The following is a 15,661-nucleotide window of genomic DNA, read 5'->3' as shown; positions in this document are numbered from 1 at the left end:
AAACGGGGTGAATGTGAAGATGCAAACGCAGTCAGTTGTACAAATGCGCGGAATTACCAAACGCTTTCCCGGAATCATAGCGAATGACAATATTACTCTCGATGTAAAAAAAGGTGAAATCCATGCGCTGCTCGGTGAAAACGGAGCAGGCAAATCAACATTGATGAACATTTTGTTTGGTCTTTATCAACCAGATGAAGGTCAGATTTTAATCAACGAAAAACCTGTTACCATTTCAAACCCGAATGTGGCAAATGAGCTGGGTATCGGGATGGTGCATCAGCACTTCATGCTGGTGGAGCCGTTTACGGTCACCGAAAACATTATCTTGGGAAAAGAACCTAAAAAAGGGTTGAAGATAGATTCGCGCAAAGCGGCGGAAGATGTAGAGCGGCTTTCGCAGCAGTATGGGTTGAAGGTCGACCCGCATGCGAAAATCAGCGATATTTCCGTCGGGATGCAGCAGCGCGTAGAGATTTTGAAAACGCTCTACCGGGGCGCTGAAATTCTCATTTTCGATGAACCGACTGCCGTATTGACCCCGCAAGAGATTCAAGAGCTGATTGAAATCATGCGCAACCTGGTGAAGGAAGGCAAAACGATCATCCTCATCACGCACAAATTGAAAGAGATTATGGCGGTATGTGACGCAGTTACCATTATTCGCCGCGGCAAAGTGATTGATTCCGTCAAAGTTTCGGAGACCAACCCGGACGATTTGGCAGCCAAAATGGTTGGCCGCGAAGTCAACTTCAAAGTGGAAAAAGCGCCGAGCGTTCCGAAAGAAGTGATTTTGACCGTCGATAAAGTAACGGCAAAAGACAGCCGTGGCATCGATGCGCTGCGAAACATCTCGTTTGAGGTGAGAGCGGGCGAAATTTTGGGGATTGCCGGTGTAGATGGAAACGGGCAAAGCGAGCTGATCGAAGCATTGACTGGCTTGAAAAAAATCGAGTCGGGAAAAGTGCTGCTGAAAGGCAACGACATTACCAACAACAAGCCGCGGGCCATTTCTGAATCGGGCCTGTCCCATATTCCGGAGGACAGACACAAGCGCGGATTGGTACTCGATTTTACGATGAGCGAAAACATGGTGCTCGAAACGTATTTCCATCCGACATTCAACAAAAACGGCTTCTTGAATTACGACGCGATCAACAAGCACGCTGCCAAACTGATTGAGGAGTTCGACGTGCGCACGCCGAGCATCCATACGTTGGCGCGCGCCTTGTCCGGTGGAAACCAGCAGAAGGCGATCATTGCCCGTGAAGTGGACAAAGACCCGGATCTGCTGATTGCAGCGCAGCCGACGCGCGGCCTCGACGTCGGGGCGATTGAATTTATTCACAAGCGTTTGATTGAACAGCGTGACAAAGGCAAGGGAGTTCTGCTTGTTTCATTGGAATTGGATGAAATCATGAACGTATCCGACAGAATTGCGGTTATTTATGAAGGGCAAATTGTCGGGATCGTCAACCCACGTGAGACGACGGAGCAGGAGCTTGGCCTGATGATGTCCGGCGGAAAACGCATCTCAGGAGGAGGAAGCGATGAATAAAGTGATAGCAGTCTTTACAAAAGACTCGTTTCTTGTCCCTGTAGCAGCCATCATCCTTGGTTTGCTGGTCGGTGCGGTAGCGATGCTGGCGGGCGGATTTGATCCGATTCTGGCGTACCAGTCGCTGCTGAAGAAAGTTTTTGGTGATGTCTACAATTTCGGGGAAACGATTCGTCAGATTACCCCGCTCATTTTCACCGGTTTATCCGTTGCATTCGCGTTCCGCACAGGGCTGTTTAATATCGGTGCGGAAGGCCAATTTATCATGGGGTCGATTGCTGCCACATATGTCGGCGTCACCTTTGATCTGCCGGTATACATTCATGCGCCGCTCGCACTAATTGTCGGTGGTGTCGTAGGTGGACTGTGGGGCGCTTTGACCGGATGGTTGAAAGCTGCCCGTGGCGTGCATGAAGTCATTACGTCCATCATGATGAACTGGGTTGCCCTTTATTTCTCCAATTATATTCTCTCCGCTTTTCTCGTACCGGAGGGTCAACAGCGCTCCAAAGATGTGAAGGATACTGCAATCATTACATTCGGTTGGTTATCCGAGGTTTTTGACAATGCGCGTCTTCACTGGGGGACCGTCATTGCCCTTGCAGCTGCCGTTTTCTTTTTCATCGTGCTCTGGAAAACGAAAGCAGGCTTTGAATTGCGTGCGGTCGGCTTGAACCCGCATGCGTCCGAGTATGCCGGGATGAACGTGAATCGCAATGTCGTCAAGGCGATGTTTATCGGTGGCGTGTTTGCCGGTTTGGGCGGCGCTTGCGAAGTGTTGGGCGTTTTCCATTACCAAGCGATTGCTCCAGCGATGCCTGGTTACGGGTTTGACGGGATCGCGGTAGCGTTGATCGGCGGAAATACACCGTTTGGCGTCATCCTTGGCGCGATTTTGTTCGGGATTTTGACGTTTGGAGCCAACGGAATGAAGTTCGGCGCCGGCGTGCCGATCGAGCTGATTCGGATCGTAATTGCATCTGTCATTTTCTTTGTCGCTGCACATGGCATTGTCCGCTTCTTCTTGAAACCGATTCTTGCTAAGAAAAAGGAGGGACGTAGCTGATGGATTGGCTTTCGATCGGCAGCAACCTCGTTCACGATACCATTGTATTCTCTACCGCCCTCATCTTTGCAGCGCTCGGCGGCATTTACTCCGAGCGATCCGGCGTCGTTAACATCGGGATTGAAGGGATGATGACGATGGGTGCCTTTACCGGTGCTGTCGTCACCTTCTTCACCACATCGCCATGGGTCGGCTTCACGGCTGCCATATTCGCCGGCGCGGTTTTTGCGCTGCTGCATGCGGTAGCGTGTATCACATTTAAAGCTGACCAAACCGTCAGCGGTGTTGCGATCAACTTTTTGGCAACAGGGCTAACCGTATATTTGACCAAGATCATTTTCAATGGCGCAGGTCAAACAACAACATTGTCTACCGTTTTTACCAAATGGAAAATCCCGTTTCTCGGTGACATCCCGTATGTAGGTCATGCGATTTTTGAAGCGTACCCGACAAGCTACCTGGCGTTCGTCCTCGTTGCGGTTACCTGGTATGTCCTGTTCCGTACCCCGTTTGGCTTGCGTCTGCGTGCGGTAGGTGAACATCCGCGTGCAGCCGATACGCTCGGTGTAAACGTGGCGCGCATGCGTTACATTGCGGTCATGATCAGCGGCGCGTTGGCAGCGATGGGTGGCGCGACGATCGCACTCACGACGACCAGCAACTTCTCGCACAACACCGTTTCCGGACAAGGCTTCATCGCGATCGCTGCGATGATTTTCGGGAAATGGAATCCGACGGGCGCGATGTGGGCAGCGCTGTTCTTCGGTGTTGCGCAAGCCGTCAAATCGCTCGTGCAGGTGTTTGAGCTGAACAAAATCGTTCCGATTGAATTCATTTTTATGCTCCCGTACATTTTGACCATCCTCGTTTTGGCTGGGGTGGTAGGCCGCGCCAATGCGCCGGCAGCGTCGGGCAAACCATACGAGACCGGTTCTCGCTAATAAACCAGTGCAAAGCAGCACCGCATCGATTCGAGCGGTGCTGCTTTTTACATGGAAAAAGCGGGACGAATTCAGGCAATGAATTGCGGTTCCTGCACGGATGACTGGTACATTTTGTGCCTACGCTCCCCACTCGAATTATGTGATAATACCCTTTGTATTGAATGCATGGGGAGTGAACAGGATGAGTGTACATGTCAACAGACGGAGCCGCAGGCTGGCAGGGCTTGCGTTGGGGGTACTTCTAGGGACAAGCACGCTCTTTACAGGGATGGCCCCGGCCCATGCCGCTGGTACTACCGCATTGCCAACGATTTCGCTTTTGATTGATGGAAAAGGTGTGGCGAGCGATGTCAAACCGACGATTGAAAACGGGCGCATGCTGGTGCCGATTCGTGCCATCGCGGAAAATACGGGGGCAGCGATTTCCTATGAAGATGCAACCCAAACCGTTACGGTGACGCAAGGGACAAACAAGATTCGTTTGTATATTGGGAAAGCCATCGGATATGTTAACGAAAAACGCACGATCTTGGATGCGGCGCCGATGATCAGCAAAGGGCGCACATTGATTCCGCTGCGATTTGTCAGCCAAAGTCTCGGCTATCAGGTAGAGTGGGACAAACGGGCCGAGGTCGCGATTGTGAACACCAAAAAATCGGCGGGACAAGCTGTTTCAGCTACCGTCGCGCCTTCTCGCATGTACGTGGTGCAACCTGGCGATACGCTCGGCGAAATCGCCAAAGTGCATGGGACGGATGAGGATGACATCAAGAAGATCAACGGGATTGATGACAAAAATCTGTATCCAGGCCAACTAATAGCGTTGCCGAAAGATGCCAAAGACGCGACACATCCGGTAAGTGCGCTTCTTAAGGAAACGCCTCTGCTTGCAGAGGATTATGTTTTTCCTTTGGCATCAAACAGCTATGAACCGTATGGCGATTCATACGGGAATGGCAGGGACTGGGTCGACGGCCACTATGAAGAAAATGCGCGAAGCCACGAAGGCGTCGATATCATGACGCAGAAGGGCAATCCGGTCTATTCCGTTTGCGACGGCTACATCAACCGATTGGGCTGGAACGAGTACGGCGGCTGGCGCGTGAACATCACGGATGAGTCAGGGAACTATCGCCTGTATTATGCGCACATGGAAGCCTATGCGCCCGGACTTGAGCTGGGCGGCTATGTGAAAGCGGGGCAGCTGCTCGGTTTCGTCGGCAATACTGGGTACGGACCGACTGGGACCGAGGGCCAATTCGATCCTCATCTGCATTTCGGCCTGTATTACAACGATACCGGCAAATCATTTGATCCATACATGTACTTGCAATACTGGGAAAAAGAGAGCGGTAGCATTCCGGCCTCCTGATTCGGGCAAGCTAACGGATGAATCCGACGTAAGGGAGGAACGTTCGTTGATGTGGTCTTGTCCTTATTGTGGCGGAAGTGCGGGCCAGCCGTTTGAAGATCGGTCGCTGCGGGGGACGCTATGCCTTAACCCCGAGTGCGGCCGCTTTGACGATGTGGCGGAGAACATACAGGATGACTGGGATACAACCGATTTGTAAAGCATGGTAAAAGAGCCGGACAGGCTCTTTTATTTTTTTTGCTGAAATACCCAATCTTTGGTTACAATAGAAGCATTCAACCGTCATGAACCAAACGAGAGGAGCATGAGAGATGACAGCGTCGACCAAAGAGATTTTGTTTGAAACGTCTCACGTCAATGAAATGAACCTGCACATCCTTTCGACTGACAAGTTCAAAACAACAACCATCGTCTTGTTGATCCAACAGCCGCTCGCGGAAGAAACCGTCACCAAAACCGCGTTGCTGTCGATGGTCATGAAGCGTGCAACGGCACGTTTTCCTGAAACCAGACTGCTGCGAGAACATCTGGACTTCCTTTATGGCGCGATTTTTGACGTGGATGTGACGAAAAAGGGAGAGCGCCAGATTTTGCAAGTGTATATGGAAATCCCGAACGAAAAGTTCCTTTCCGAGCAAACGCCTTTGCTCGAGCAAGCGATCCAGCTTGTCGGCGAAGTCGTGACACAGCCTTACCTGGAGAATGGCAAATTTGCAGAAAAATACATCAGAACCGAAAAAGAATCGCTGCGCAAGCGGATCGAAAGCATCGTCGATGACAAAATGCGCTATGCCAATCAGCGCGTAACGGAAGAAATGTGCGCGGGCGAGCCGTTCGGTCTGCCCGTGAACGGACGAATTGCCGATCTGGCCGAAATTGACGGGGCTGTGCTGCACGCCCATTATGAAGACCTGCTTGCCCATTATCCGATCGACATTTTTGTGGTCGGCGATGTAGGGGCCGAACAAGTCAAATCCTATATCCAAACATACATAAACGTAAATGGGCGCCAGGTGAAAGCGTTCACAGTAAAAAGCGCGCCAAAGCATGTAACAAAAACCCGGGAAGTCATCGAGCGGCTCGATGTAAATCAAGGGAAACTGAATATCGGCTGCCGCACGCAGATCAGCTATCCGGATGACGATTACCCGGCCTTGCTGATCGCAAATGGCGTACTGGGCGGGTTTCCCCATTCCAAGCTGTTTGTCAATGTTCGCGAGAAGGCGTCGCTGGCATACTACGCGGTATCCCGGCTGGAAAGCCACAAAGGGATCTTGATGATCATGTCCGGCATTGAGGTGGGCAACTATGAAAAAGCGCTGCTCATCATCAACGAACAGTTGAAGCTTGTTCAGGCGGGGCAAATCAGCGAGCAGGAGATGGCCCAGACAAAAGCGACGCTGATCAACCAATTCCGTGAACTGCTCGACAGCCCGCGCATGATGGTCGACTTTACGTACAACGGCATTTTGAGCGGTCGTACAAGGCGGCTTGGCGAACTGCTGGATGAATTAACCCATGTCACCGTCGATCAAGTCAAAGCGGTAGCTGGCAAAATCCAGATGGATACCATTTATTTGCTGCGCGATCAGAAGGGGGAAGCGTAATCATGCAGACAACCACTTTTGAACAACTGAAGGAAACGCTTTACCATGAAACGCTGCCGAACGGCTTGTCTGTCTTTTTGCTGCCCAAGCACGGATTTTCCAAAACGTACGCGGTTTTTACTACGCGCTACGGTTCGATCGATTCGCATTTCCGCTTGAAGGATGGACGCGAGGTGCAGGTGCCGGATGGTGTCGCGCACTTTTTGGAGCATAAAATGTTCGACAAGAAAGATCGCGATGTGTTCAAGGAATTCAGTCAAAACGGTGCCTCCTACAATGCCTTTACCAGCTTCAACCGTACGGCATACCTGTTTTCCTGCACGGACAATCTCGAGGCGAACACGCGACTGCTGCTTGATTACGTTCAGGAGCCGTATTTCTCGGATGCCAGCGTAGAAAAGGAAAAAGGGATTATCGGGCAGGAAATTCGCATGTACGATGACAATCCCGATTGGAAAGTCTACATGAATCTGTTGAAAGGCATGTATCAAAAACATCCGATCAACATCGAGATCGCCGGGACGGTCGAATCGATTTCGGCGATTGATAAAGAAGTGCTGTACCAATGCTACGAGACGTTTTACCATCCAGCGAACATGGTCTTCTTCATGGTCGGTTCGTTTGATGTGGAGCAAATGATGCAGCTCATCAAAGAGAACCAGGCCGCGAAAACATTCCCGCCCGCGCCGGATATTCAGCGAATTTTTCCGGAAGAACCGGCTAAGATCGCCAAAGAGCGGACGGAGTTTGCCCTGCCGGTCGGACTCCCCAAATGCTTCCTCGGTTTCAAGGATACAGAAAACGGGCTTACCGGCGAACAGCTGCTGCGCCGGGAGTTCGCGACCAAGCTGGCGCTCGACTTGTTGCTCGGCAGCAGCACGCAGCTGTACCAGCAAATGTATGACGACGGCATCATCACGGAGTCGTTCGACTTCGACTACTCCAATGATAAAATGTACGGCTATACCATCATCGGCGGGGATACGCCCGACCCGGATCGATTCGTCTCGCAGATCACAGCCGAACTTGCCCGCGCGCAGCAAGCCGGCGTGTCCGAACAAGATTTTGAACGGGCGAAACGGAAAAAAATCGGGCAATTTTTGCGTTCCTGCAATTCGGTTGAGTTTATCGCCAACCAATTTACCAACTACCAGTTTAATGGCACCAGCCTGTTTGCGGTTGTGCCGGTGCTTGAACAAATCACTCGCAAAGAAGTGGAGGAGCGCATTCGCGAACATTTTAAACCGGAACAAATGGCGCTTTCCATCGTTCGTTCTGCCGCTGGAAAATAAGAGAGAGGTTTTGTATGACAGAAACACCGTGGGCATTGATTACAGGGGCTTCCGGGGAGCTGGGCGGCGCGATCAGCATGGCGCTCGCCCAACGGGGAGTTCCGCTTTATCTTCATTACCATCAGTCCGGACACAAGCTTGAACCGATTTTGGCTTTTTGTGCTGAGCGCGGCGTTCCGGCGCTTGCTGTTCAGGCCGATTTGCGCGACCCGCTTCAAATCGAGGGATTGTTCCAGCAGTTGCCAATCAAGCCGCTGCTGCTTGTGAACAATGCCTCGATCGAGCACTTTGGTTTGGTGCAGGACGTGACGCCGGACGCATTTGACGAACTGGTCGCGGCCAATGTCCGCTCCGCATTTTTTGTTTCGCAAAAGATGATTTCGGCGATGCTCCAGCATCGATACGGGCGCATCGTCAATGTCGCGTCGATTTGGGGCCAGACAGGCGCAGCGTGCGAGGTGCTTTACTCGCTGACGAAAGGTGCGGTCTTGGCCTTTACAAAGGCGCTTGCCAAGGAACTCGCCCCGAACAACATCACCGTCAATGCTGTCGCACCTGGCGCCATCCAGGGCGGCATGATGAACCGCTTCAGCGCAGAGGAAGTGGAGTGGATCGCCCAGGACATCCCGATGGGCCGGCTGGGACGGGCAGATGAAGTGGCCTCGCTCGTCGCTTATTTGCTTTCCAGCGAAGCGGGGTATGTCACAGGCCAGGTCGTCGCCCCAAATGGCGGATGGTACACGTGATGCATATTCCTTCTCCAAAAAAGGAAAAGTAGTAATATGCGGGCCAGCGATGTCCGTTCGAACTTTCAGGAGGAGGAATAGACATGTCTGTTCTTGAGAATTTTCACGATTGGAAATCATTTTTGGGTGAGCGTGTACAACAAGCCAAGACCGCTGGTATGGAAAGCGATACGATTGAAAACGTCGCGTATCAAATCGGTGGCTACCTCGCTGAGCAGGTTGACCCCAAGAACGATCAGGAGCGTCTGCTCAAGCAGCTGTGGGATGTTGCGGATGAAACCCAACGCAAAGACCTGGCATCCATGATGGTGAAGCTCGTTCAAGGCGGAAACGCACAATAACAGCGACAAATAGCAGTGAACCGTGAAAATCCCCTTTATTCAGGGGATTTTTCTTTTTTGCTTTGTCGAATGGGCACGAAATGGTATACTGTGTAAAAATAGGTGCGGGAGGAAACGCGATGGAGGTTAAAGAGAAAAAAGAGTGGTATTTCGAGTATGAAATTCACATCAACCGTCCAGGTCTGTTGGGGGATTTGGCTTCCATTCTGGGGATGCTAAAAATTAACATCGGCACAATCAACGGTGTCCAAAATAATCGACGCGGTTTACTCCTGATGACGGATGACGATGAGAAAATCGAAATTCTGCGTAATATTCTTCAAAAAGTGGACAACATAACCATAACCAAGCTGAGACCGCCTACGTTGCTGGATCGTTTGGCAGTACGGCATGGACGCTATATTGAACGCGACAACGAGGACAAGAAGACGTTCCGCTTTGTGCGTGACGAACTGGGGATTCTCGTCGATTTCATGGCTGAGATTTTCAAGAAGGAAGGACATCAATTGGTCGGGATTCGGGGGATGCCGCGCGTAGGCAAAACCGAGTCGATGATTGCGGCCAGCGTTTCGGCGAACAAGCGCTGGACATTTTTATCCTCGACACTGCTGCGCCAAACCGTGCGAAATTCACTCGCCATTGATGAAATGTCCAGTGATCATGTATATTTAGTTGATGGGATCGTCTCGACCATGCGTTCAACCGAGCGACATCACAGCCTGCTGCGTGAGATGATGGCGTTTCCGGCGACGAAGGTCATTGAACATCCTGATATATTCGTGCGCGAATCCGAGTATCAACTCTCCGATTTTCATTACATCATCGAGCTGCGTCACCATGCCGATGAAGAGATTACGTATGAGTTGATCAACACCAGTGGGATGAGCGACTTTGATTTTAGGTAAGGAGGATAAGTTGTGTCGGAGCTTGGCCAAGTGCTGCAAAGAGCTCGTGAAGAGAAAAACATTTCACTCGACGATGTCCAACGGGTGACCAAAATACAGCGCCGCTACCTGGAAGCCATCGAGCGTGGGCATTACCATCTCTTGCCGGGCCACTTTTACGCGCGTGCGTTTATCAAAAGCTATGCCGAAGCGGTTGGGCTTGAACCGAATGATCTGCTCGCCCATTTTCAGACCGATCTGCCTGCCCAACCTCCTCAGGAGCAGATGGCGCGTTTGCGCAGGAGAAGAGCGGCATCGAAAGAGCCGCTGCAATCCAGCAGATGGGTGACGCAGACGCTTCTCGTTTTGTTCGTGGCGCTTGTGATCGGCGTCATTTATATGGCGTTCGTCAATCGAACTCCGGTGGACACCAGTCCTTTGCCGGGGAATACGGCGAACGACAATCTGGACATGAAGCAACCGTCACCGAACATGAACATTACGCCGCCACCTGCGGCGACGATCCCGCCAACGACGACCAATCCGGCAGGGCAGGCGACGCCTCCGCCGGCGGGGACCGATACGCTCCCGCCAGCCACCGCTGATGGGACGACGGTAGAGAAGCCAGTCCTCACGTTCGTATCGCAGCAAGGCTCGCAATACGTGTTTAGCGTAGAAAAAGCGGAGAAGCTGTCGATCAAACTGGTGGGAACGGATAAGTCGTGCTGGACACAAGTGCGTGAAAAGCGCGGCGGCAAAAAGCTGGATGAAACAACGATCAAAAAAGGGGACGAGAAAGTGATCGAGGCAGGTAGCACAGCGTATATTGTGCTGGGCAACCCGACAGCCGTGCAATTGTCCATCAACGACAATCCGGTTGATATGTCCAAACTCACCTTCTTCCCGTCCAATCTTTCTGTTACAATTAAACAAGCGCAGTAAGGAAAAGGCGGGAAATACCTGCCTTTTTCTATTTTTGACACTCAAATAGCCATATATTATACTGTATAGGTGTAATCTGGGCAGGTGTGACTAATTGGAGGAAAACAAATGGCAGAGACAGGAATATCGCGGGAAAAAGTCGCGATTGTAACGCTTGGTTGTGAAAAAAATCTAGTAGATTCAGATATGATGGCTCACCTGATCGACGAGCGGGGCTATGAGCTGGTGGATGATCCGAATGAAGCGACCGTTGTCATCGTCAATACGTGCGGGTTCATTGATGCAGCGAAGGAAGAGTCCGTCAACAAGATTCTCGAAATGGGCGAATTGAAAGAGACCGGCAAGCTCAAATCGTTGGTCGTAGCGGGCTGCTTGACGCAACGATACAAAGAAGACATTTTAAACGAGATCAAAGAGGTTGACGGGATTGTCGGAACAGGCGATTTCATGTCGATTACGAAGGTGATTGACGATTCGCTGATTGGCAAACGGACCGCGCTCGTCGGGAATCCAATCTTTACCTACGAGGAAGTCGTGAAACGGAAAGTCAAGGAAGGCACGTTTTCGGCGTATATCAAAATCGCCGAGGGCTGTGACAACGCCTGTACGTTCTGCAGCATTCCGATGATGCGCGGAGCTTTCCGCAGCCGCACGATGGAATCGATCATCGAGGAAGCGCGCCACCTCGTTGCACAGGGTGTTGTGGAAGTCAGCTTGATCGCGCAAGATTCGACCAATTATGGTACCGATATTTATGATGGCAAGCTGATGCTGCCCGAATTGTTGCGCAAGCTGTCTGAAGTGGATGGACTTGAATGGATTCGCCTTCATTACGCTTATCCAGGCTTCTTCACGGATGAGTTGATTGAAGAATTTGCGAACAACCCGAAGGTTTGCAAATATATCGATATGCCGCTGCAGCACTCGGAAGACGCGATTTTGAAACGGATGCGCCGTCCAGGCCGTCAGCGCGATATTCGTGAATTGGTGGCGAAAATCCGTGCGCAAGTTCCGGATGTCGCCGTACGCACTTCGCTGATCGTCGGTTTCCCAGGCGAAACCGAAGAAGATTTCGCCAATCTGCAAGCATTTGTCAAAGATATTCGATTTGATCGGCTGGGCGTCTTTACGTATTCAAAAGAAGATGATACGCCTGCCTCCCGCCTGCCGGACCAAATCGATGAAGAAACGATGGAAAAACGATCCAACATCATTATGGAAATGCAACGCGAGATCGCTTCGGAACGGAACGGACGATTCGTCGGCCGTGAACTGGATGTATTGATCGAACGCTACGATGGACGAAACGACGTTTTTGTAGGACGCAGTCAATATGATGCGCCGGAGATTGATGGGGAAGTGTTCGTTTCCGGTTACAAAGGCGAACTGGGGAAAATCGTGAAAGTGAGGATTACGCATTCGTACGAATACGATCTTGCCGGGGAGGTTATCTAAGTGAATCTTGCCAATCGCATCACGCTCGTTCGCATATTCCTCGTGCCGGTCGTCATGTTCTTTTTACTGATAGGCCACAACTTCGGCACGTTTACGATTGGCACATTGAGCATCACCTACAATGAAATCATCGCTGCTGTTGTCTTCATTATCGCAGCCAGTACGGATGGTCTTGACGGGTATATTGCCCGAAAACGCAAGATCGTAACCAACCTGGGGAAATTCCTGGATCCGCTGGCAGACAAGCTGTTGGTTTCCGCAGCGCTCATTTCGTTGGTCCAAATGCAACGGTTAGAAGCGTGGATTGCGATTGTCATTATTAGCCGTGAGTTCGCTGTGACAGGGCTTCGCCTGGTCGCAGCGGCCGACGGCCAAGTGATCGCGGCCAGCGCGTTGGGAAAACTGAAAACGTGGGTGCAGATCGTGGCGATCGTGCCGCTGATGATCCAAAATTTCCCGTTTGAGTATATCGGTTTTCCATTTACGACGATTGCCAGTTGGGCGATGGTGATTATCACGATTTACTCCGGCTATGACTATTTTGCAAAAAATCGCAAGGTGATCCGCTACAGTTGACGGATGTACACCTAGTTAAGCAAAGATTGGGATGAGTCAGATGAAAGCTGAGATTATTGCTGTTGGTACAGAGCTTTTGCTTGGACAAATTGCAAATACGAATGCGCAGTTTCTGTCGCGCAAGCTGGCAGAAATCGGCGTCAGCGTTTATTTTCATTCCGTTGTTGGCGATAATGCAAAGAGGCTGGATGAGACGATCAAACTGGCGGCATCTCGCTCTGACCTCGTTATTTTCTCTGGCGGCCTGGGCCCCACGCAAGACGATTTGACGAAGGAAACCGTAGCGGCACATCTCGGGCGCTCCCTGGTGACAGATGAGCTTGCGATGCAGCGTATTACCGCGTTTTTTGAGCAGCGCGGCATCGTGATGACGGAGAACAACCGGAAGCAAGCGCTGGTTATCGACGGTTCGGCCGTATTTGCAAACGATCATGGGATGGCACCGGGCATGGGGTATACGAAAGATGGTGTCACCTATGTACTGCTGCCTGGGCCACCGAGCGAACTGTACCCGATGGTCGATCGGTATGTCATGCCCTTTTTGACGGATCTTTTGCCAGGCAAACAAGTTTTCCATTCCCGTGTCCTGTGCTTCTTCGGGATTGGGGAATCGGCCTTGGAAGAGCGCCTGCTTGATCTGATCGAGGGCCAGTCCAATCCGACGATCGCGCCGTATGCCAAAGAGTTTGAAGTGACGCTGCGCATCACCGCGCGGGCGCAGACCGTGGAGGAAGCCGAACGGTTGATCGTTCCAGTCGAAACGGAGATTCGCAGCCGTTTGGGGCAGTACGTGTATGCGACAGGGGAAACATCGCTGCATCAAGTGCTGGTCGAATCATTGAAGGAACGTAAGGAAACGATCGCTTTCGCGGAAAGCTGCACAGGCGGCACGCTTGCGTCGCTGATCACATCGATCGCAGGCAGCTCTGCCGTGTTTCCGGGGAGCATCGTCTGCTACAGCAATCAGGCGAAACATGATCTGCTGGACATTCCGCAGGAAGTCCTTGATGTCGAGGGCGCAGTCAGCGAAAAGACAGCCAAGCTTTTGGCTGAAAATGTACGAGGGAAACTACATACCACACATGGTGTCTCTGTAACCGGCGTAGCAGGACCGGATTCCACGGAAGGCAAACCCGTCGGACTGGTCTACATTGGGGTCGCCAGTGAGGGATGCCCGACTGTTGTCAAACAGCTGCAGTTATCGGGACGCCGCCAGGCCATCATCGGGCGCACCGCGAAAACGGCACTGTTTCATGCGTTGCAACGCTTAAAAGAAAGGTGAACGAGTAATGACCATTTTTTCAGACTTCGCTTTACATAAAACCGTACAACAAGCCATCTTCGATATGGGATTTGAAGAGCCATCGCCAATTCAGGCGGCTTGCATCCCGAAAATTTTGGAAGGCGGAGATTTGATCGGCCAAGCCCAGACGGGAACAGGCAAAACAGCAGCATTCGGCATCCCGCTGATTGAAAAAATGACGCCGGCAAACAAAATCCAGGCCATCATCCTGACGCCGACGCGTGAGCTGGCGATTCAGGTGGCAGGCGAGCTGCGCCGGATCGCCAAATATAAAAAGATCCGCACGCTTCCCATCTACGGGGGCCAATCGATTTCGCACCAAATCCGCGCTTTGAAGCAAGGCGTGCAAGTCGTGATCGGTACGCCTGGACGCGTGCTGGATCATTTGCGCCGCAAAACGCTGAAGCTGGACAACGTTTCCATGCTCGTCCTCGATGAAGCGGACGAGATGCTGGACATGGGCTTTATCGAAGACATCGAAACGATCATTACGCATATGACAGACGAGCGTCAGACGCTGCTGTTCTCGGCGACCATGCCATATGAGATCAAGCGTCTGGCTACACGCTACATGAAAAATCCGGAAACGGTCGCGGTGAGCCGTGAAGAAGTGACTGCACCGCTGATCGAACAGGTGTACTATAAAGTGTTTGATCGCAACAAGGTGGAGAGTCTCTGCCGCATTCTTGACAGTGAGGATGTCGAGCTTGGGATCATCTTTTGCCGTACGAAGCGTGGCGTCGACGAGTTGACAGAGGTGTTGCAGGCGCGTGGGTATCTGGCTGATGGATTGCACGGCGATTTGTCACAGGCACAGCGTGACAAGGTCATGCATTCGTTCCGCGAAGGAACCATCGAGCTGTTGATCGCGACCGACGTGGCTGCGCGCGGGATCGATGTGAGCAACGTGTCGCACGTCATCAACTTCGATATTCCGCAAGATCCGGAAAGCTATGTGCACCGCATCGGACGTACCGGGCGTGCGGGCCGTAAAGGGATTGCGATGACGCTCGTGACACCGCGTGAGATGCGCCAGCTGACCATTATCCAGAAGCAGACGAAAGCGGAAGTAATCTCCCGCAGCGTGCCGACGCAGGAAGAAGTCGCCGAGCGCAAGCAGGAGCAGCTTCGCGAGCAGCTCGTCGCCCTCCTGGAAACGAACGAGATCGCAGACATGTATGAAAAACTGGTAGAAAGCCTGTCCGACCAGTTCCCGCCAAGCAAAGTGGCGGCGGCTGCGCTTCATCTCGCATTCTACAGCGAGACAGGCGGGGCTTCTGAAGAGGAGTCGTACAACTTTGGCGAAACAGGCGCTGCCAAAGGGATGGTGCGTTTCTTCCTCAATGTAGGGCGCAACGCGAACCTGAAGCCGCAGGACCTTGTGAAAGAGATTTCCGAGAGCGTAGGCATCCCGGGCAAAGCTGTCGGACGGATCGACATCTTCGAGAGCTTCACGTTTGTGGAAGTGCCGGAGGAAGTTGCGCCATTCGTTTACGAATCTTTGCGCCAGACGCGAATCAATGGCAAGCGGATCAACATGGAGCCTGCCAAGCCGCGCGGAAAAAAATAAGCGAA

15 protein-coding genes are annotated in these 15,661 nt (G+C 52.0%); all 15 read left to right on the top strand.

Annotated elements, in window-relative coordinates:
- Positions 1-19: 19 nt before the first annotated feature.
- The 15 genes from ACTID9_RS16765 to ACTID9_RS16695 all read left to right on the top strand — a co-directional run bounded on the left by ACTID9_RS16765 (position 20) and on the right by ACTID9_RS16695 (position 15,656).
- Complete coding sequence (locus tag ACTID9_RS16765; protein ID WP_441065753.1) at positions 20-1,558, top strand: ABC transporter ATP-binding protein; 1,539 nt, start codon at positions 20-22, stop codon at positions 1,556-1,558.
- Positions 1,551-2,624: an ABC transporter permease gene (locus ACTID9_RS16760; protein WP_441065751.1), complete on the top strand. Its 1,074-nt coding sequence runs from the start codon at positions 1,551-1,553 to the stop codon at positions 2,622-2,624. The genes ACTID9_RS16765 and ACTID9_RS16760 overlap by 8 nt, the downstream gene beginning before the upstream one ends.
- The gene (locus ACTID9_RS16755) at positions 2,624-3,565 is read left to right on the top strand and encodes an ABC transporter permease (protein ID WP_441065749.1); all 942 of its coding nucleotides are present in this window, start codon (positions 2,624-2,626) and stop codon (positions 3,563-3,565) included. The genes ACTID9_RS16760 and ACTID9_RS16755 overlap by 1 nt, the downstream gene beginning before the upstream one ends.
- A gap of 184 nt (positions 3,566-3,749) precedes the next feature.
- The gene (locus ACTID9_RS16750; RefSeq protein ID WP_441065747.1) at positions 3,750-4,940 is read left to right on the top strand and encodes a stalk domain-containing protein; all 1,191 of its coding nucleotides are present in this window, start codon (positions 3,750-3,752) and stop codon (positions 4,938-4,940) included.
- A 46-nt stretch (positions 4,941-4,986) separates the two neighbouring features.
- Entirely contained in the window at positions 4,987-5,139 is a 153-nt protein-coding gene (locus ACTID9_RS16745; protein ID WP_183192296.1) for a hypothetical protein, read from the top strand.
- 112 nt (positions 5,140-5,251) lie between these two features.
- Positions 5,252-6,547: an EF-P 5-aminopentanol modification-associated protein YfmF gene (gene yfmF / locus ACTID9_RS16740; protein WP_441065745.1), complete on the top strand. Its 1,296-nt coding sequence runs from the start codon at positions 5,252-5,254 to the stop codon at positions 6,545-6,547.
- Positions 6,548-6,549: 2 nt separating this feature from the next.
- Positions 6,550-7,839, top strand: coding sequence for an EF-P 5-aminopentanol modification-associated protein YfmH (yfmH, locus tag ACTID9_RS16735; protein ID WP_441065743.1), 1,290 nt, complete (start codon positions 6,550-6,552; stop codon positions 7,837-7,839).
- Positions 7,840-7,853: 14 nt separating this feature from the next.
- Positions 7,854-8,585: an elongation factor P 5-aminopentanone reductase gene (gene ymfI / locus ACTID9_RS16730; RefSeq protein WP_441065741.1), complete on the top strand. Its 732-nt coding sequence runs from the start codon at positions 7,854-7,856 to the stop codon at positions 8,583-8,585.
- Positions 8,586-8,668: 83 nt separating this feature from the next.
- Positions 8,669-8,926 carry a DUF3243 domain-containing protein gene (locus ACTID9_RS16725; RefSeq protein WP_441065740.1) on the top strand — a complete coding sequence of 86 codons (258 nt, stop codon included), beginning with the start codon at positions 8,669-8,671 and terminating at the stop codon, positions 8,924-8,926.
- 119 nt (positions 8,927-9,045) lie between these two features.
- Entirely contained in the window at positions 9,046-9,831 is a 786-nt protein-coding gene (locus ACTID9_RS16720; protein ID WP_441065738.1) for a DUF3388 domain-containing protein, read from the top strand.
- A gap of 12 nt (positions 9,832-9,843) precedes the next feature.
- A complete protein-coding gene (locus ACTID9_RS16715) occupies positions 9,844-10,752 on the top strand; it encodes a helix-turn-helix domain-containing protein (RefSeq protein WP_441065737.1) in 909 nt (302 codons plus the stop codon).
- Between the two features lie 108 nt (positions 10,753-10,860).
- Positions 10,861-12,207 carry a 30S ribosomal protein S12 methylthiotransferase RimO gene (gene rimO / locus ACTID9_RS16710; protein WP_441065736.1) on the top strand — a complete coding sequence of 449 codons (1,347 nt, stop codon included), beginning with the start codon at positions 10,861-10,863 and terminating at the stop codon, positions 12,205-12,207.
- The gene (pgsA, locus tag ACTID9_RS16705) at positions 12,208-12,783 is read left to right on the top strand and encodes a CDP-diacylglycerol--glycerol-3-phosphate 3-phosphatidyltransferase (RefSeq protein WP_441065734.1); all 576 of its coding nucleotides are present in this window, start codon (positions 12,208-12,210) and stop codon (positions 12,781-12,783) included.
- A 40-nt stretch (positions 12,784-12,823) separates the two neighbouring features.
- Positions 12,824-14,065, top strand: coding sequence for a competence/damage-inducible protein A (locus ACTID9_RS16700; RefSeq protein ID WP_441065732.1), 1,242 nt, complete (start codon positions 12,824-12,826; stop codon positions 14,063-14,065).
- A 7-nt stretch (positions 14,066-14,072) separates the two neighbouring features.
- Entirely contained in the window at positions 14,073-15,656 is a 1,584-nt protein-coding gene (locus tag ACTID9_RS16695; RefSeq protein WP_441065730.1) for a DEAD/DEAH box helicase, read from the top strand.
- Positions 15,657-15,661: the final 5 nt, after the last annotated feature.

Origin of the sequence: Brevibacillus fluminis (assembly GCF_052072235.1) — a bacterium.
GTDB lineage: Bacteria > Bacillota > Bacilli > Brevibacillales > Brevibacillaceae > Brevibacillus_D > Brevibacillus_D fluminis_A.
Note: the sequence above shows the minus strand (reverse complement) of the source record. Positions and strands in the feature narration are given on the sequence as shown.